The sequence below is a fragment of the Bradyrhizobium sp. genome (genome assembly GCF_047605465.1).
In the GTDB taxonomy this organism is placed as follows: Bacteria; Pseudomonadota; Alphaproteobacteria; order Rhizobiales; family Xanthobacteraceae; genus Bradyrhizobium.
Genome location: NZ_JASGFS010000014.1, coordinates 103693 through 122127, shown reverse-complemented (window position 1 = coordinate 122127; position 18435 = coordinate 103693). Strand labels below are relative to the sequence as shown.

The 18435-nt window shown below is 65.6% G+C and carries 16 protein-coding genes and 1 pseudogene; 9 read left to right on the top strand and 8 right to left on the bottom strand.

The features are described 5' to 3' along the window. The first annotated feature begins 347 nt into the window (after positions 1–347). Together QM712_RS14675 and QM712_RS14670 are read left to right on the top strand one after the other, a co-directional pair. The gene (locus QM712_RS14675; protein ID WP_415023825.1) at positions 348–1781 is read left to right on the top strand and encodes a coniferyl aldehyde dehydrogenase; all 1434 of its coding nucleotides are present in this window, start codon (positions 348–350) and stop codon (positions 1779–1781) included. Positions 1782–1900: 119 nt separating this feature from the next. Beyond that, entirely contained in the window at positions 1901–3499 is a 1599-nt protein-coding gene (locus tag QM712_RS14670) for a GMC family oxidoreductase (RefSeq protein ID WP_415023824.1), read from the top strand. A 57-nt stretch (positions 3500–3556) separates the two neighbouring features. On the opposite strand, the gene QM712_RS14665 is transcribed toward QM712_RS14670, so the two are convergent. Then, on the bottom strand, positions 3557–4318 hold the full coding sequence (locus tag QM712_RS14665) for an SDR family oxidoreductase (protein ID WP_415023823.1): 762 nt from the start codon (positions 4316–4318) through the stop codon (positions 3557–3559). Positions 4319–4428: 110 nt separating this feature from the next. Here QM712_RS14665 and QM712_RS14660 point away from each other — a divergent pair, with 110 nt between their 5' ends. After that, a complete protein-coding gene (locus QM712_RS14660; RefSeq protein WP_415023822.1) occupies positions 4429–4941 on the top strand; it encodes a CvpA family protein in 513 nt (170 codons plus the stop codon). 129 nt (positions 4942–5070) lie between these two features. Then, positions 5071–5853: an SDR family oxidoreductase gene (locus QM712_RS14655; protein ID WP_415023821.1), complete on the top strand. Its 783-nt coding sequence runs from the start codon at positions 5071–5073 to the stop codon at positions 5851–5853. Between the two features lie 138 nt (positions 5854–5991). On the opposite strand, the gene QM712_RS14650 is transcribed toward QM712_RS14655, so the two are convergent. After that, a complete protein-coding gene (locus QM712_RS14650; RefSeq protein WP_415023820.1) occupies positions 5992–6468 on the bottom strand; it encodes a DUF3775 domain-containing protein in 477 nt (158 codons plus the stop codon). Positions 6469–6605: 137 nt separating this feature from the next. On the opposite strand from QM712_RS14650, the pseudogene QM712_RS14645 reads away from it, so the two are divergent. The 4 genes and pseudogenes from QM712_RS14645 to QM712_RS14630 all read left to right on the top strand — a co-directional run bounded on the left by QM712_RS14645 (position 6606) and on the right by QM712_RS14630 (position 10202). Beyond that, positions 6606–7458 (top strand): annotated as a pseudogene (locus QM712_RS14645) (MBL fold metallo-hydrolase). Positions 7459–7687: 229 nt separating this feature from the next. After that, entirely contained in the window at positions 7688–8530 is an 843-nt protein-coding gene (locus QM712_RS14640) for a fumarylacetoacetate hydrolase family protein (protein ID WP_415023819.1), read from the top strand. A 176-nt stretch (positions 8531–8706) separates the two neighbouring features. Then, the gene (locus QM712_RS14635; protein WP_415023818.1) at positions 8707–9318 is read left to right on the top strand and encodes a glutathione S-transferase family protein; all 612 of its coding nucleotides are present in this window, start codon (positions 8707–8709) and stop codon (positions 9316–9318) included. A gap of 14 nt (positions 9319–9332) precedes the next feature. Next, positions 9333–10202 carry an MBL fold metallo-hydrolase gene (locus tag QM712_RS14630; RefSeq protein WP_415023817.1) on the top strand — a complete coding sequence of 290 codons (870 nt, stop codon included), beginning with the start codon at positions 9333–9335 and terminating at the stop codon, positions 10200–10202. 73 nt (positions 10203–10275) lie between these two features. On the opposite strand, the gene QM712_RS14625 is transcribed toward QM712_RS14630, so the two are convergent. Then, complete coding sequence (locus QM712_RS14625; protein ID WP_415023816.1) at positions 10276–11040, bottom strand: tetratricopeptide repeat protein; 765 nt, start codon at positions 11038–11040, stop codon at positions 10276–10278. 104 nt (positions 11041–11144) lie between these two features. On the opposite strand from QM712_RS14625, the gene QM712_RS14620 reads away from it, so the two are divergent. Continuing rightward, the gene (locus QM712_RS14620) at positions 11145–12689 is read left to right on the top strand and encodes a cation:proton antiporter (protein ID WP_415023815.1); all 1545 of its coding nucleotides are present in this window, start codon (positions 11145–11147) and stop codon (positions 12687–12689) included. A 114-nt stretch (positions 12690–12803) separates the two neighbouring features. On the opposite strand, the gene QM712_RS14615 is transcribed toward QM712_RS14620, so the two are convergent. The 5 genes from QM712_RS14615 to QM712_RS14595 form a co-directional block, all read right to left on the bottom strand. Then, positions 12804–13610, bottom strand: a complete 807-nt coding sequence (locus tag QM712_RS14615) for an SDR family NAD(P)-dependent oxidoreductase (protein ID WP_415023814.1) — start codon at positions 13608–13610, stop codon at positions 12804–12806. A gap of 99 nt (positions 13611–13709) precedes the next feature. After that, a complete protein-coding gene (locus QM712_RS14610; RefSeq protein ID WP_415023813.1) occupies positions 13710–14123 on the bottom strand; it encodes a DUF1850 domain-containing protein in 414 nt (137 codons plus the stop codon). Continuing rightward, positions 14084–16195, bottom strand: coding sequence for a TRAP transporter permease (locus QM712_RS14605; RefSeq protein WP_415023812.1), 2112 nt, complete (start codon positions 16193–16195; stop codon positions 14084–14086). Before QM712_RS14605 ends, QM712_RS14610 begins: the two co-directional genes overlap by 40 nt. Before the next feature lie 247 nt (positions 16196–16442). Continuing rightward, the gene (locus QM712_RS14600) at positions 16443–17390 is read right to left on the bottom strand and encodes a TAXI family TRAP transporter solute-binding subunit (RefSeq protein WP_415023811.1); all 948 of its coding nucleotides are present in this window, start codon (positions 17388–17390) and stop codon (positions 16443–16445) included. A gap of 401 nt (positions 17391–17791) precedes the next feature. Next, the gene (locus QM712_RS14595; protein WP_415023831.1) at positions 17792–18274 is read right to left on the bottom strand and encodes a hypothetical protein; all 483 of its coding nucleotides are present in this window, start codon (positions 18272–18274) and stop codon (positions 17792–17794) included. Positions 18275–18435 lie beyond the last annotated feature (161 nt).

Here is an 18435-nt window from a genome sequence, read left to right as displayed (position 1 = left end):
TGACCTTCAGGTTATGAGCCTGACGAGCTACCGGGCTGCTCCACCCCGCGTTAAGCTGTTGCGCGCCTTCAAGAAAAGATCAGGGACGGGAGATGTCAGGACCGACGCTGTTCGCGCGGCTTTCATCGCGTCCAAAGGCTTTCCCTTGAAGGCAATCCCGGGGCGAAGCCCCTTGGGTGCGGAGGGGTATGTATCAACCCCGGCTGGATTTGGGAAGGCCCGGCGGGGCGTTTTTTTCGACTTTATGACAGCCGATCCGGCCCCGAAAGGCACGCTTGCCAGAAGTTCCACAAAGGGCCAGCGTGCCGCAACAAGATCACCAGAAATGCCTATGAGGGGAAACCGCCGTGGACCGATCCCTGACGAGCGCCCCGCTGGCCGCGCTCACGGATGCCTTCCAGGCCATGGTCGCCCGGTCGCGGGCCGAGCCCGCTCCTGACCTCGCCGCGCGGCTCGACCGGCTGGCGCGCCTGCGCGCCGTGGTCGCCGACAACGAGGAGCGCTTCCGGCAGGCGATCTCGGCCGATTTCGGTCACCGCTCGGCGGTCGAGACCACCATCGCCGAGACCATGCTGGTGTTCTCCGAGATCCGGCACGCCGCCAAGCATCTGAAGACCTGGATGGCGCCGCAGCGTGTCGCCACCGCGCTGCAATTCCTGCCCGCGCGCAACCGGCTGATCCCCCAGCCGCTCGGCGTCGTCGGCATCATCGCGCCCTGGAATTATCCGCTGCAGCTCACGCTCGCGCCCGCGATCGGCGCGATCGCCGCCGGCAACCGCGTGATCATCAAGCCGAGCGAGCTGGTCCCGCACTTCTCGGCGCTGCTGAAGCAGACCGTCGCGGAAAAATTCGATGCCACGGAGATGCTCGTCACCGGCATCGAGGACGAGATCGCCAAGGGCTTTGCCAGCCTGCCGTTCGATCACCTCGTGTTCACCGGCTCGACCGGGGTGGGGCGACTGGTCGCGGAAGCGGCGGGACGCAATCTGACGCCGGTGACGCTCGAGCTCGGCGGCAAGTCGCCGGCCATCATCGACGCCTCCGCCGATCTCGAGGAGGCCGCCGAGCGCATCGCCTACGGCAAGCTGCTCAATGCGGGGCAGACCTGCATCGCACCGGACTACGTACTGGTGCCGGAGGGCTCGCTGCAGGCTTTCGCCGAAAAAGTCCGCGCGCAGATGCGGCGCATGTTCGGCACCGATCCCGCCAACAAGGACTACACCTCCGTCATCTCCGATCGGCATTACGCGCGGCTCGAGGGTCTCGTCGCCGATGCGGCGGGCCGCAACGCCAAGGTCCTGCAGCCGGCCAAGCCAGACGATCCCAACTGGAAGGCGCACCGCAAATTCCCGCCGACGCTCATCGTCGGCGCGACCGAGGACATGGCGGCGATGCGGGAGGAGATCTTCGGGCCCGTGCTGCCGCTGCTGGGCTATCGCACGGCGGCGGACGCCATCGCCTTCGTCAACCGGCGCGACCGGCCGCTGGCGCTCTACTGGTTCGGCAAGGACAACGACGCGCGCGACGAAGTACTGTCGCGCACCGTCTCGGGCGGCGTCACGGTCAACGACTGCCTGTTCCACTTCACGCAGATCAACCAGCCGATGGGCGGCGTCGGCGCATCCGGCACGGGTGCGTATCACGGCGAGTGGGGCTTCCGAACCTTCAGCAAGCTCAAGCCGGTGTTCTACCGCTCCAAGTTCAACCGCCTCGCCGATCTCTATCCGCCCTATGGCGGCAAGATCGCGCGGCTGGAGAAGATGATGCGGTTCATGTCGTAGAGCGTTTCAGCACCCGTCATTGCGAGCGCAGCGAAGCAATCCAGATCGCCACCGCGGATGGATTGCGGATTGCTTCGCTGCGCTCGCGATGACGGCAAGAAAACACAAGGGGGAAACAAGTGACTGACACATTCGATTTCGTCGTCGTCGGCGCGGGCTCCGGCGGCTGCGCGGTGGCGGGGCGGCTGTCGGAGGATGCCCAGACATCGGTGGCGCTGCTCGATGCAGGCGGCGCCTGCGACAACTGGGTCGTCACCACGCCTGGCGCGCTGGTGCTGATGGTCGCCGGCAACGTCAACAACTGGGCCTTCAACACCGTGCCGCAGAAAGGGCTGAACGGCCGCATCGGCTACCAGCCGCGCGGCAAGGGACTGGGCGGCTCCTCCGCGATCAACGCCATGGTCTATATCCGCGGCCACCGCGCCGACTACGACCATTGGGCATCGCTCGGCAACGCCGGCTGGTCCTATGCGGACGTGCTGCCTTACTTCAAGCGATCCGAAGACAATTCCGACTTCGACGGCGATTATCACGGCAAGGGCGGCCCGCTCGCCGTCAACAAGCTGCGCTCCGGCAATCCGGTGCAGCAGATCTTCCTGCAGGCGGCACGCGAGGGACAATTCCGCGTCCGCGAGGATTTCAACGCGGAAGACCATGAAGGCCTCGGCATCTACCAGGTCACGCAGAGGAACGGCGAGCGCTGGAGCGCGGCGCGCGGCTATGTGCATCCGCACATGGGCAAGCGCGCGAACTTGCGCGTCGAGACGCAGGCGCACGCGACGCGCATCCTGTTCGAGGGCACGCGCGCCGTCGGCGTCGAGTATCGGCAGGGCAAGGAATTGAAGCGGCTGCAGGCGCGGCGCGAAGTGATCCTGGCCGCGGGCGCCTTCCAGTCGCCGCAACTCCTGATGCTGTCGGGCATCGGCGATGCCGCGGCGCTGCGCGCGCACGGCATCGACAGCGTGCATCATCTGCCGGGCGTCGGACAGAACCTGCAGGACCATCCCGACTTCATCTTCGGCTACATGTCCGACAATCCCAACTTCGCGGGCATTTCGCTCAAGGGCATGCCGCGGCTGCTCCGCGCCATCCTGCAATACAGGCGGGAGCGCCGCGGTCCCCTCACCTCCAACTTCGCCGAATGCGGCGGCTTCCTGAAGACACGGCCCGACCTCGACATTCCCGACATCCAGCTGCATTTCGGCATGGCGATGGTCGACGATCACGGCCGCAAGCGTCATGGCGGCACCGGCTTCTCCTGCCATGTCTGCCTGCTCCGGCCGAAGAGCCGCGGCAGCGTCGCGCTCGCGAGCAAGGACGCGATGCAGGCGCCGCTGATCGATCCGAACTTCCTCGGTGAGGAGGACGATCTCGAGACGATGGTCGCCGGCTTCAAAACCACGCGGCGCCTGATGGAGACGCCGGCGCTGCGCGCGCTGCAGACCAAGGACATGTTCACCGCCAACGTGCGCACCGACGACGACATCCGCGCATTGCTGCGCGATCGCGTCGACACCGTCTATCACCCCGTCGGCACCTGCAAGATGGGCACGGATGCGATGGCCGTGGTCGACCCGGCGCTGAAGGTGCACGGCATGGAAGGCCTGCGCATCGTCGACGCCTCGATCATGCCGACGCTGATCGGCGGCAACACCAATGCGCCGACCATCATGATCGGCGAGAAGGCGGCGGACATGATCCGGGCAGAGGCGCGGTAGTGTGAAGCTGTCGCGTCACCGCAGTCGTCCCGGCGCTGGCCGGAACGACGGCGGCGATCAATTCAGCAGGAAGCCGCCGTCCACCGTCACGACGGTGCCCGTCATGTAGCGCGAGGCCTTCGAGGCCAACAGCAGGATCGCCCCGTCGAGATCGGACTCCGCCCCGACGCGGCGCTGCGGGATTCGCTTGGTCAAACGCTCGCCCGCCGGCGTCGACCAGAACGCATGATTCATCTCGGTGTCGATATAGCCGGGCGCCAGCGCGTTGATGCGGATGTTCTGGCCGGCGAGCTCAAGCGCCATCGCCTTGGTCGCCTGGATGATGCCGGCCTTGGAGATCGCGTAGGGCGAGACCGCCTTCAACACGCCGGTACCGAGCACGGACGCGATGTTGACGACGTTGCCCTCCTGCTTGCGCGCGATCATGCGCCGCACGATCTCGGTCGCGAGGAAATAGGCGCCCTTGAGATTGGCGCCGATCACCGCATCCCAGTCGGATTCGGTCTGCTCGGTCGCGAGCTTCTCGATGGCGATGCCGGCATTGTTGATCAGCACCGTGACGGGACCGAGCGCCGCTTCCGCGGCATCGACGGCCGCGGCGATCGAGGCGGTATCGGTGACGTCGAGCGCGACCGCGGCGGCGCGGCCACCTTTGCCGCGGATCTCGTCCTCGAGGCTCTTCAGCTTGTCGGTCTGCCGAGCCGCGAGCGCGACGGCCGCACCGTGCGCCGCCAGGACCCGGGCAAATTGTCGCCCCAATCCCTGACTCGCGCCGGTGACAAGGATGGTTTCTTTACTGACGTCGAATAGGTCTGACATTGACGCAATCCCTAAGCTTCTAGCGAACATCAATACAGACGATTTTAGCGATCTGAAACCGGAATGATCGGTTCGCCGTTCATTCGTTCCACACCGGCAGGCATGAGCTCATGAACAGCTTCGATCTCGCGGTCTACGCGGCGCTCGCGATCGCGATCGGCCTCGGGTTCAGGACCGGTCTGCTGCGCAGCGCCATGACCATCCTCGCCTACCTGCTGGCTGCGCCGATCGCGGTGGCGCTGATGCCGCTGATCGCACCGCAGATCGCGGGCAACCCGGACTCGCCGCTGCTGCAGAACTGGATATGGCTGTTCGGCATCTTCGTCGTCGTCGGCATGCTGTTCGGACATATCGGCCGCATCGCGCTGAACGATACGATCGGCGAGGCCGGGATCGGCGACCGTCTCGGCGGAGCCGCGCTCGGCGCGATCAGGGTCGGCCTCGTCGCCACCACGCTGGTGCTGGTGTTCGATCAGATCGTGCCGGCCAATCACCAGCCGCCGTTCCTCGCCGGCTCGAAGCTGCGGCCCTTGTTCTCGGTGGTCGGGCAGATGGGCTTCAAATCGCTGCCGCCCGAGGCCGCAGCGGCCATCGACCGCCTCAAGCAGGAACGACGCATCTGATCAGGCGCATTTGCATCGCCGCATGGCCCCGCATGCATTTTGATGCGAGCCCGTCCCTTATCAGCGGTCCCGAGGTTGGCTAGACTGGCGCGCCATTCAGAACCAGCCTGACATTACGGGAGTGAAACAGTGGATCTTGGGATCAAAGGTCGCCGCGCCATCGTCTGCGCATCCAGCAAGGGTCTCGGGCGCGCCTGCGCCATCTCGCTCGCCGAAGCCGGCGTTCATGTCACGTTGACCGCACGCGGCGCCGAAGCGCTGAAGAAGACGGCCGACGACATCCGCAAGGCGCATCCGGGCGTGACCGTCACCGAGATCGTCGGCGACATCACGACGCCGGCCGGCCGCGAGGCCGTGCTGAAGGCCTGCCCCGAGCCGGACATCCTGATCAACAATGCCGGCGGTCCGCCCCCCGGCGATTTCCGCAACTGGACCCGCGACGACTGGATCAAGGCGATCGACGCCAACATGCTGACGCCGATCGAACTGATCAAGGCGACCGTGGACGGCATGATGGCGCGCAAGTTCGGCCGCATCGTCAACATCACCTCGGCCGCGGTGAAGGCGCCGATCGACATCCTTGGCCTCTCCAACGGCGCGCGCGCCGGCCTCACCGGCTTCATCGCGGGCCTGTCGCGCAAGACCGTGATCAACAACGTCACCATCAACGGTCTGTTGCCGGGCCCGTTCGAGACCGACCGCCTGCGCAGCACCGCGAAGGGCGAGGCCGACAAGCGCGGCGTGACACCGGACCAGATCCTGGCCGAGCGTGCCAAGCTCAATCCCGCCGGCCGCTTCGGCGATCCCGACGAATTCGGCTATGCCTGCGCTTTCCTGTGCGGAGCCAAGGCCGGCTTCATCACCGGCCAGAACATCCTGCTCGACGGCGGCGCCTTCCCCGGCACGCTGTGATCCGGATATCCGCGCAACACGAATTCCCGCTGCGTCCGGCCGACCGGCAGCGGGATTTCGTCCGGGCTCTCGTGATCGCTCGTCACGCCCGGCCCGCGTCCCGCCTGCGGGGCGAAGGGCCCGGGCGTTCACGCTGCCTCATCGCTGCTTCGTGATCTCGTCCTCGTCCCGCTCGCTGGGACCGGAGGAATCGGCGGAGAGCTGCTCGTCGGTCCAGTCGATGCCGAATTCGTCCAGGCCATCGGCGAGCAGATCGCCAAGCATCGGCTCGCCGAGCAGATATTGCACCGTTTCGTGCCGGGGCTTGCGATACTCGCCCCGCGCCTCCAGCGCCCTGGCGCGCAGATCGTCCCAATCGTCGATCGTGCCTTCGCCGCGCCCGAGCCAGGTCAACGCGACGAGATCGACCTGCTCGTCTTCGTTGAGAGCGGAGATGAAGCCGCCGAGCTCGCTCGCGACGGGATCGGAGCCGTCATCCTCCAGCACGTCGACCGCATCGTCGTCGGTCGGATTCGAGCCCGAATCCGGGTCCGTATCCGCCTCCTTGACGTCGAATTCGCGCGCCTTCTCGATGATGAAGGCAACCTTTTCGGCGGAAATCGCTAGCTCTGGCATCGTCTCCCTCGTCCGGCTGGCTGCTTTGGCTGTCTGGGTTCCGCCGATAACGCGGCACGTGATCAGATGATCCATTGCGCCCGGACACGGAAAACCGCATGTTTCGGCGCCAAAGCGAGAACATGGGGACACACCGCATGCAGTGGAAGGTCGGCAGGGTCAAAATCACCAAGGTCGTGGAGTTGGAGACGGTCGGTTCGACCCGCTTCATCCTGCCGCTGGCGAGCAACGAGCAGATCCAGAAACTGCCCTGGCTGATCCCGCATTTCGCCACCGAGGAAGGCCGCCTGAAGATGTCGATCCACTCGCTGGTGGTGGAGACGCCGGGCCGGCGCATCGTCGTCGACACGGGCCTCGGCAACGACAAGCAGGGCCGCAACGTGCCGACCTGGAACAATCGCACCACGCCGTTCCTGGAGACGATGTCGGCGGCAGGCTTTGCGCCCGAGAGCATCGACACCGTGCTGTGCACGCATCTTCACGTCGACCATGTCGGCTGGAATACGAAGCTCGACGGCGGCAAATGGGTGCCGACCTTCCCGAAGGCGCGCTACGTCTTCGGCAGGACCGAATACGAGCACTGGCGCGACCAATCGACCGAACCGGACAAGCGGGCGGTGTTCGAGGATTCCGTCAAGCCGATCGTCGATGCCGACCGCGCCGACCTGATCCCGGGCGATCATCGGCTCTGCGAGGAGATCAGCATGATCCCGACACCGGGCCACAGCCCTGGCCACATGAGGCATCCTGATCCGGTCCGACGGCGAGCAGGGCCTCCTCACCGGCGACGTCGCCCACCATCCCTGCCAGATGGCCCATCTCGACTGGTCCTCGACCGCGGATTCCGACCAGAGCCAGTCGGCGGTGACGCGGCGCGAATTGTTCGGCCGGTTCGCCGATACGCCGACGCTGGTGATCGGCGGACACTTTTCCGCCGGGCATATCAAACGGGACGGGAACGCGTTCAAGTTTGTGGCACTGCAATCGTAGGGCGGGAAAAGCGAAGCTAGCCCACATGGTGAGAAGCGCGCCTTCGCACCTCTCGAACCACAAGGCCCAGCTCTCGCCCGCGACCATCCTTCGCGACGCCCGCCTTCGGCGGGCTCCTCAGGATGAGGGGGAGCAATGCGGGAACGCCTGTTAGTCCGCGGTTGAATTTCCCGCCGCCCTGTTCCATGAAGCTGTTCAACCGATCGGTCCATCTGAGGGAGAAACGAGAATGAAGCTTGTTCGTTACGGCGAAAAGGGTGCGGAAAAGCCCGGCCTGATCGACAAATCCGGCCAGTTGCGCGACCTGTCGGCCCATGTGAAGGACCTCACCGGCGAGGCCTACTCGCCGGACTCGCTGAAGAAGCTGGCCGCGCTCGATCCTGCCTCGCTGCCCGCCGTCTCCGGCAAGCCGCGCTTCGGCGCCCCCGTCACCGGCATTTCGAAATTCGTGGCCATCGGCCTCAATTACAGCGACCACGCCAAGGAAACCGGGGCCGCGATCCCGACCGAGCCGATCATCTTCCTGAAGGCGAACACCTCGCTCTCGGGCCCGAACGACGCGGTCGAAAAGCCGCGCGGTTCGACCAAGCTCGACTGGGAGGTCGAGATCGCCGCGATCATCGGCACCCGCGCCAAATACGTCTCGGAAGCCGATGCGCTGAACCACGTCGCCGGCTACTGCGTCTGCAACGACGTCTCCGAGCGCAACTTCCAGACCGAACGCCTGGGTCAGTGGACCAAGGGCAAGTCGCACGACACGTTCGGCCCGCTCGGGCCGTGGCTCGCCACCAAGGACGAGGTCAAGGACGTGCAGAACTTGTCGATGTGGCTCGACGTCAACGGCACGCGCCGCCAGACCGGCTCGACCAAGACGATGATCTTCTCGATGGCCAAGTGCATCTCCTACGTGTCGCAGTTCATGACGCTGCTGCCCGGCGATGTCGTCACCACCGGCACCCCGCCCGGCGTCGGCCTCGGCATGAAGCCGCCGACCTTCCTCAATGTCGGCGACGTCGTGACGCTGGGCATCGAAGGCCTCGGCGAGCAGCGGCAGGAGATCATCGGGGCGTAAGCCGCGATCGGCATACCGCTCGTCATGCCCGGGGCAGAGGCGCGTCGTCGCGCAAGATGTCCCGGGCATCCGCGCCTCGCAGTCTGACCACGCGCGGATGCGTGGGTGGCGGGTCAAGCCCGGCCATGACGGAGGAGACAACGTTCGCTCAAGGACGACCGCAGGGAATTGCCTCCATGAAACTCACCTTCTCGCCCGCTTCGCCCTTTGCCCGCAAGGTGCGCATCGCCGCGATCGAGCTCGGGCTGATCGACAAGATCGAACTCGTTCCCGCCACCGTCGCACCGGGCACGGCCAACCAGGATTATTCGCGCATCACGCCGCTGAAGAAGCTGCCGGTGCTGATCACCAATGACGGCGACGTCATCCTGGATTCCTACGTCATCGTCGAATATCTCAACGAGACGGCCGGCGGCAGCCTGATCCCGGGTTACGGCCGGCAGCGCTGGAAGGCCAAGACCAATCACTCGCTGATCAACGGCATGCTCGATTCCATGCTGCTGTGCCGCTACGAGAAGATGGTGCGGCCGCAGGGCCTGCAATGGCAGGCGTGGTCGGACGACCACTGGAACCGGGCCTGGACCGGGATGGCGCGCTTCGAGAACATGCCGGAGGTGCTGAACGGCCCGTTCGACATTTCGCAGATCGGCCTCGTTTGCGTGCTCGGCTATGCCGACTTCCGCTTCGCCGATTGCGGCTGGCGCAAGGCCTATCCGAAGCTCGACGCATTCCACCAGAAGATGCTGGAGCGGCCCTCCGTGAAGATCTCGGTGCCGCCGGCCGCATAAAAGCGGGAGTTCTCATGAGCCTGAAATTTTCGGTCGGCGATCTCACCATCCATCGCGTCGTCGAGCAGGAAACCTCGTTCGTGCCGGCGCTGGACATGCTGCCGGGACTGACGGCCGAGGTGCTGGCCGAGAACCGGGCCTGGATGCGCAAGGCCGGCGCGCTCGACGATCAGGACGTGTTGCTGCTGTGCTTCCAGTCCTACGTGGTGAAGACGCCGCATCACACCATCCTGATCGACAGCTGCATTGGCAACGACAAGCCGCGGCCGCAGCGGCCGAAATGGAACATGAAGACCGACGACACCTATCTGCGCGCGCTGGGGGCCGCCGGATTCGCCGTGGGCGACATCGACTTCGTGATGTGCACGCACCTGCATGTCGATCATGTCGGCTGGAACACGCGGCTGGAGAATGGCCGCTGGGTCCCGACCTTTCCCAAGGCGCGCTATGTGTTCGCGCGGCAGGAGTTCGATTTCTGGTCCGAGCAGAACGCCAAGGCGGAAGTGCCGCCCTTCGCCGACAGCGTGCTGCCGGTGGTCGAGGCCAAGCGTCATGAGATCGTCGGCAACGATCACCAGATCGGCGATCACGTCCGCATCCTGCCGACGCCGGGCCACACGCCCGGCCATGTCGCATTCACCATGGGCCGCGGCAAGGACGACGCCGTGTTCTCGGGCGATCTCATGCACTCGCCGATCCAGACGCTGTATCCGGAAATGTCGGTGAAGTTCGACGTCGATCAGGCGCAGGCAGCCGTCACGCGCCGCGACTTCCTTGAACGCTATTGCGACACCGACACGCTGTGCTGCACCGCGCATTTCCCCTCGCCCTCGGTTGGGAAGATCCGGCGCAAGGGCAGCGGATTCGTCTGCGCGGCGGTCTGATAGAGCGCGCTCGCCGCTGCGCATCGCGGAAAGGGCGCGGTTCGCCCCGCCGCCAGCGGGACGGAGACGAACGTCAATACCCGTCCACGCCGTTCAAGCGCTGCAGCCGTTCGTGCATCGCCTTCTTCAGGTCGTAGCCCGGCCGGCCGAATTCGGCGTTGCGGCGCGCGATGAAATTGTCCTGCTCGCGCTGGAGGGTCCGGGCCTCGTTCGCGTTGCGGGCCTCGCCGATGACGCGGGCATTGGCGGCATAGACCTCGCGGTCGAGATCGGCGAGTTCGCGGCTCGCGCAGATCGCCTTCTCTACCGCGCGGCGTGCGCGCACGCAGTTGAAGCTGGGCTTTCCGGCCACCGCCATCTGCGCGCCGATCCGCTCGAGCTCGAGCGCCATCGCCCGGTGATTGGCTCTGGCCTTCTCGTGATTGGGATCGATCTTCAGCGCCGCGCCGAAATCCTGCACCGCCTTCGGGCGGTCTCCCTTTTTCAGCCAGAGCTCGCCGCGGGCGTTGAAGACGTCGGCAAGCGCGGGATCGAGCTGCAGCGCGCGGCTGTCATCGGCGATGGCGCGGTCGATCTGGTCATGACGCGCCAGCAGCGCGCCGCGCGCGACCAGCGCCTTGATCAGGTCCGGCTTGGCCGTCTTCTCGTTGTCGATCACGGCAGCGCAGGCCGCCGTGGCCTTGGCGACATCGTCGGTCGCAGCGGCGGCCAGGCACGGCGCGACGTCGACCTGCGGGACGGCGACCGGCTCGCCGCCGGTCGCGGCCCGGGCCAGGCCAAGCGAAAGCGCCCAGAACAGGGCGGCGCTACAAGATCGAGTGAGGAGGGAAGAACGCATGGTCGGTGCAGTCGAAAGGTCTTGCCTTGTGGCCGCGCTATCCATCATACGGCCGGATTACTGTTAGCCTGTGGCGTCGCTCAAGTCGGTTTCGAGGCCTTGCCGTGTCGACATTCGAATGGATCATCGCATTGCTGCTCGGCGCAGTTGCCTTATCGGCGCTGGCGCGGCGGATCAAGGTCCCCTACCCGACCTTTCTCGCCATCGGCGGCGCGCTGATCGCTTTCGTGCCGAAGAGTCCGACCTGGACGCTGGAGCCCGACCTCGCATTGGCGCTTTTTGTCGCACCCGTGCTGCTGGACGCCGCCTTCGACACCTCACTGCGCGATCTCCGCAACAACTGGGTTCCCGTCTCGACCCTGGTCGTGGCCGCGGTCGGCCTGACCACGGTCGGCGTCGCCGTCGTCGCGCACCATCTGGTGCCCGACATGCCCTGGGCCGCGGCGGTGGCGCTCGGCGCGATCGTGGCGCCGCCGGATGCCGCGGCGGCGGTCGCGATCCTGAGCCAGGTCAAGCTGCCGCATCGCATGGTGAAGGTGCTGGAGGGCGAGAGCCTGCTCAACGATGCGACCGCGCTGCTGATCTATCGCATCGCGGTCGGCGCGGTCGCCATGGAGCACCTGAAATGGAGCGAGGTCGGCCCCACGATCGCGCTGGCGCTGGTCGGCAGCGTTCTCGCCGGCCTGCTGGCCGCGCGCATCGTCCCGCCCATCATGGAGCGCGTGACCGAGGCGCCGAGCTCGATCATCATGCAGTTCGCGACCACTTTCATGATCTGGATCGCCGCCGAACATCTCGGCCTGTCCGGCATCCTCACCATCGTGATCTACGCCATCGCCATCGCGCGGACCGCGCCGGCCAGGATGTCCGCGCGATTGCGGGTGTCCTCCTACGCGGTGTGGGAGACGATCGTGTTCGTGCTCAACGTGCTCGCCTTCATGCTGATCGGCATGCAGATGCGGCCGATCTGGTCACGGCTCGACGCCGACGTGCGCTGGGAATATTGCGTGGCCGCGGGCTGGATCCTGCTCACGGTGGTGCTGGTGCGGCTCGCCTGGATCATGTTCTATCGCACGACGCTGCGCGTGCTGATCGCGCACGGCCTGTATCATCCCAAGGATCCGAACGCCGTCGCCTCGCCGAAGGGCGGCCTCATCATCTCCTGGTGCGGCATGCGCGGTCTCGTCACGCTGGCCACCGCCTTCGCGTTGCCGGAGAGCTTCCCTTATCGCGACTTCATCGTCTTCATCGCCTTCGCGGTCGTGCTGGGGTCTCTCGTCATTCAGGGGTTGACGCTCAGGCCGCTGATCCTGGCGTTCGGGCTGAAGGACGACGATCCCGTCGGCACCGAGGTCGCGCTGGCGCGGGCGGTCGCCTATCGTGCCGCGCTCGATGCGATCGAGAGCGATCCGTCGGAAGAGGCGGAGATCCTGCGGCTCGAATATCGCGCAGTCCTGATGCAGGCGGAAGAGAGTCCGGATGGCGGCATCGCCAACGGCGGATTGCCCGCCGATCCCCTGCGCCGCCGCGCCATCGAGGCCGCGCGAAAATCGATCTTCGGCCTGCGCGCGACCGAGGTCATCGGCGACGACGCGTTTCACCGGATCGAGGAGGAACTCGACCGCGCGGAGCTGAGCGCAGGCGGGTAAGAAGTCCCGGAACAGCGCGGCACAGGCTTGGGACCATCCGGGATCCAGGCCGCCGCCAAACGACCTGCGTCGCGTATCCGCCCCGGCTTTGCGCCGGAGCGATACGCAAGGAAACTACACCCCGGCCTTGCAGGTGATGCCGCCGTCGACCACCAGCTCGATCCCCGTCACATATTTCGATTCGTCCGAGGCCAGGAACAGCGCGGCATTGGCCACGTCCCAGGCCTCGCCCATATGGCCCATCGGCACCTGCGCGTCGCGCTTGCGCCACATCTCCTCCACGTCGCCGCTGGCATAGCTCGCGGCGAGGCCCGCGGAATGGGCGACCATCGGCGTCTTCATCAGGCCGGGCAGGATCGCGTTGACGCGGACATGGTGGCGCGCGAACTCGATCGCGGTGGTGCGCGTCATCATGTTCATCGCGGCTTTCGAAGTGCCGTAGGTGACATAGGAGATACCGAGGTGACGGATCGAGGCGATCGAGGAGATGTTGATGATCGAGCCGCCGCCCTGTTTCACCATGACGGGAATGACGTGCTTCATGGCGAGATAGGCGCTCTTGAGGTTGACGCTGAAGACGTGGTCCCAGCTCTCCTCGGTCACGTCGACCACGCTGCCCATCTCGGCGATGCCGACATTGTTGTCGAGCACGTCGATGCGGCCATAGGCCTTGAGGCAGGCCGCGACCATCGCCTCGATGTCGCTCGCGCGCGACACATCGGCGGTGAACGAGGTCGCCTTGCCGCCTTCGCCGGTGATGATCTTCGCGGTCTCCTCGGCTGCCGCGCCGTTGCGGTCGACACAGAACACCTGTGCGCCCTCGCGCGCGAACGTCACCGCGGTCGCCTTGCCGTTGCCCCAGCCGGGCCCGATCGAACCGGCGCCGACCACCATCGCAACCTTGCCCTTGAGCCGATCCATCGCGTGTCTCCCGTGCTGATTGTTGTTCTTGGCTGTAGTCCGGCTGAACGACGCCGCGTCCGGGATCGACATGCCCCGAGATCGCTTCGCTCGTCCTGACTACGGATCGTTGCAGATCGTCATCTTCGTGACGTTAGCACCGATTGGATGGCCGACAATCTCGGAAAGCGTCTGGCAGCTTCCATCATGGCACAGCCGCCACTCGCCGGCCGCGCCGGAATTGCCGAGCACCACGTCCGGCATCGGCGCACGATGCGGCTGCCACTGAAACCAGCCATCGACCAGCCGGGCCTCGGGCGGCGGCTCCATGCCGGGGCCGGTGCCCTTGACGCGGGCCTGCACGAGTTCGAGGCCGGCGGGCGTGACCCGCCAGTCCTCCTGCCAATCGACCTTCGCGATCGAATGCGTCCACACCAGCGTGAAGGCGGAAAGCGCAAGCGCCTTCACGCCTCCGGCTGTCGCGAAGCAGAGGCTCACACTGCCTCGACCGTGGCGGGCGGTCGTTGCCGCCATTGCCACAGCGCCAGCGCCGCGGAGATCGTGAAGCCCGCGGTATCGCTGAACGGAAAATCTCCGAGCAGGCAAAGCGCGGCGCCGAGCGCCACCAGGCGTTCGATCACGGTCAGGCGCGTGAACAGGAAGCCGATCGCGACCATGCCGAACAAGGCGATCGCCACCAGCGCCTTGAAGGTCGCCAGCGCCACCGCGCCGTAGAAGCCCAGCTTGGCCGCCATGGGATCGCCGGCCTGCAACATCAGCGCCGGCGAATAGACGAAGATGAAGGGAATGACGTAACCGGCTAGCGCGATGCGCATCGCCTCCCAGCCGATCTTGTCCGGGTTCTCCTTCGCGATCGGCGCGGCGGCGAGCGCCGCGAGCGCCACCGGCGGCGAGAGGTCGGCCATGATGCCGTAGTAGAACGCGAACATGTGGCTCGCGATCAGCGGCACGCCCAGCTTCGCCAGCGCGGGCGCAGCCAGCGCCGCGGTGATGATGTAGGTCGGGATGGTCGGAATGCCGGTGCCGAGCAGGATCGACAGCAGCATGGTCATGACCAGCGCCAGGAACAGGCTGGTTTCGCCGAGACCGATCACCCAGCTGCCGAAGATGGTGCCGACGCCGGTTTGCGACATCATGCCGATGATGACGCCGACGATGGCGCAGGCCATGCCGACGGTGATGGCGGATTTGGCGCTCTCGGCGAGGGAATCGCGGCAGGAACGCAGCGCCGGAATGCCGCCGCGCACGAACGCCGTGATCACGATGAGCCCGACCACGACGCTCGCGACCGGCACGATCTGCAGACCGTCGCGCGACAGCGCGGCGACGACGAGCGCGAGCCCGATCCAGAAGATATAGCGGATCACGTTCGAGGAGGCCCCGGCCGTGATGCTGGCGCCGAGGATCAGCGTCACCGTGAGTGCGAGACCCATGCTGCCGGCATAGAGCGGCGTGAAGCCCTCGAACAGCATGTAGACGAGAGCGGCGAGCGGCAACACCAGATACCAGCGCGTCACCAGCGCCTTCCAGGCGCTCGGGATCTCCGAGCGCTTCATGCCGACGAGGCCGTGCTTGCCGGCTTCCAGATGCACCATCCAGAAAGCAGAGGCGAAATAGAGCACCGCGGGGATCGCGGCCGCCTTCACGATTTCCGAGTACTGGACGCCCAGCGTCTCCGCCATGATGAAGGCGACAGCGCCCATCACCGGCGGCATGATCTGTCCGCCCATCGACGCCGTCGCCTCGACGCCGGCCGCGAACGCGCGGCGATAGCCGAACCTGATCATCAGGGGAATCGTGAACTGGCCGACGGTGACGACATTGGCGACGCCGGAGCCGGAGATGGTGCCCATCATGCCCGAGGCGAACACCGCGACCTTCGCCGGGCCGCCGCGGGTGCGGCCGAACAGGCCGAGCGAGACGTCGGTGAAGAGCTGGATCATGCCGGCGCGCTCCAGGAACGAGCCGAACAGGATGAACAGGAAGATGTAGGTCGCCGAGACGTAGATCGGCACGCCGTAGAAACCTTCGGTGCCGAAGGAGAGATGCGTGACGATCTGGTCGAAGTCATAGCCGCGATGGTTCAGCGGCGAAGGCAGATACTGGCCGAAGAACCAGTAGAGCAGGCAGGCGCCGCACATCAGCGGCAGCGCCGCGCCCATCAGGCGACGCGTGCCCTCGAAGATCAGGACGGCGAGCAGCGTGCCGACCGCGAGATCGAGCTTCGTCGGATCGCCGTCGCGCGCGATCAGGTCGGCATAGAAGATCCATTGATAGAGGCCGCAGAAGAAACCGGCCCCGCCGATCAGCCAGCCCGCCGCGCGGCCGACTGCGCTCTTGGCGGTGAAGTTCGCGATCAGGCCGAAGGTCAGGAGAACGAGGAAGCCGACATGGACGCCGCGCACGACCTGGCTGGGCAGGTAGTTGAAGGCAGCGACATAGAGCTGGAAGGTCGCAAACGCGATGCCGATCCAGTAGGCGAGCGTGCCCCACCAGCCGGGGCCGAAGCCTTCTGGAAAACCATGCTCGAAATTGTCGAATTCAACCTTGATGGGCGCTTCGTTGGCCCCAGCCTTTTCCAGCATCTCAAATCGCCCCAGTCCAGCCTATTCACTTGATCGCAGCAACGCGGTCCAATCAGACCGTCATGACCGGTCTTGCCCCGGCCATCCACGGCTCGCAGTACTTCAAGAACGTGGATGCCCGGGACGAGCCCGGGCACTTGCGGTTCTCTCCCCCGTCATTCCGGGACGGTCCGAAGGACCAGCCCCGGAATCTCGAGATTCCGGCCCGGCTCCGACGAGCCGCCACGGAATGACAAGGCACGGAGACTTACTTGATCAGCCCTTTTTCCTTGTAGTAGCGGATCGCGCCGGGGTGCAGCGGCACCGGGCTGCCATTGGCCGCCGCTTCCAGCTTGATCTCCTTGCCCGCCGCGTGCGCGTTGGCGAGCTCAGGCAGGGATTCGTAGACCAGCTTGGTCATCTGGTAGGCGAGGTCGTCCGACACCGCCGAGCTGGTCACGAGGTAGTTCACGACAGCCGCGGTCGGAACGTCCTTGTCCTGGCCGGTGTAGGTGTTGGCCGGAATGATCGCCGAGATGAAGGGCGGGCCGATCTTGTCGACGGTCTCCTTCGGCACCGACACCACCGTGATCGCCGCCGAAGTCGAGAGATCCTTCAACGAGGCCACGCCGAGGCCGGCCGACTGCAGGGTCGCCCCGAGCTGGCGGTTCTTCATCAGGTCGACCGATTCGGCGAACGGCAGATATTCGACCTTGCCGAGGTCCTTGTAGGTCATGCCGGCGGCGGCCAGGATCGCGCGGGAATTGAGCTCGGTGCCCGATTTCGGCGCGCCGACCGACAGGCTCTTGCCCTTCAGGTCGGCCAGCGTCTTGATGCCGCTCTCGGCGGTGGCGACGATCTGGATGTAGTTCGGATAGATCGCGCCGATGGTGCGCAGCTTGTCGAGCTTGTTCTTGAAGCCCGCCTCCTCGTCGCCTTCCCAGGCGGCCTTCAGCGAGTCACCCAGCGTGAATGCGATCTCGCCGCGGCCCTGCTGCAGCAGGATCAGGTTCTCGACCGACGCCTTGGTGGCCTGCACCTGCGTCTTCACGTTCGGAATCTTGTCGCCGTAGATCTTACCGATCGCGACCCCGAGCGGATAGTAAACGCCGGAGGTCCCCCCGGTCAGCACGTTGATGAAGGATTGCGCATGCGCGCAAGGTGCCGACGCCGCCAGAGCAAGAGCTGCGGCCGCGCCGAGAATCGTCGATTTCATGATTTCTGTACTCCCCAAACCGGCGCGAAATTGGCCGGATGAGGGGAGCGGGTCAACCCATCCAAAAGGCAAAACAGGACTGCGGTAAACGGCCGATCCGGCTCAACTTTTGAGGGAACCGGGTGGTGCGGCGACATGGCGCAGCCGGCGGAGAGGCGAAAGCTTCGATCACCGGCGCGGCAGGACACTGTCTCGCCGCTCTCCCCCCGCAAGCGCAGGTTTATCGCTGGGGCGAGGATTGGGCGCCCTGAGGTTTGCGTAGCGTCCTGGCCGGGCTTGTTTCGGCCAACCGCCTTGCGCACGGCAGAGAACGTGGATGCCCGGGACAAGCCCGGGCATGACGACCTCCGGTCAATCTTCGAACGCGATGGCCTGACAGCGGCGCGAGAGCGCGCGGATTGTCACTGGAAGGTCATGTCCAGGCACTTGGAGATATCGGAGCCGAGGCCTGAGGAGATGGTGATGCAGCCGCGGATCTTCTGCGCGGTGACGTCGGCCGCCCAGACCGAATAGCCGCCCGGACCGAAGAACGAGTTGGTGTTCGGCGGCTCGGTCTCGGTGGCATCGAAATCGTAATGGCCGTCGGCCTCGAAGATGCGCGGCTTCTTGGTGCAGCCGCCGTCGGTCTGCACGTTGATGACTTCCTTGTTGTCACGCGTCAGCGCCAACGAGACCTGGCAGCGGAAATACTCCGAGGTCTTGGTGTTGAAGAGGTAAGTGTAGGATTTGCAGGTCGCCGTATTCAGCTTGCCCGGAGCAAGGCCGCGGCTGCAGGAAATCCTCTGGTTGTGGCTGAGTTGGTAATCGTCGGCCCGGGCCGCGGGAGCCAGCACCATCAACGACAGGGCGGCGGCCGAGAAAATTTTCATGAGCATCCGAATCATCCCCACCAGTAATTTTGTCGAGTTGCGTTCTAGACGGAAAGCGGACCATAGTCGCGAGGGGACAAAGGGAAAATCACAAACTGCTGGGCGGGACGTGAAGTGCTGCAGCGCGGCCGGCGGATCGACCCGGACACGGCGTTCGCGATTTGTTCAAGATGGAT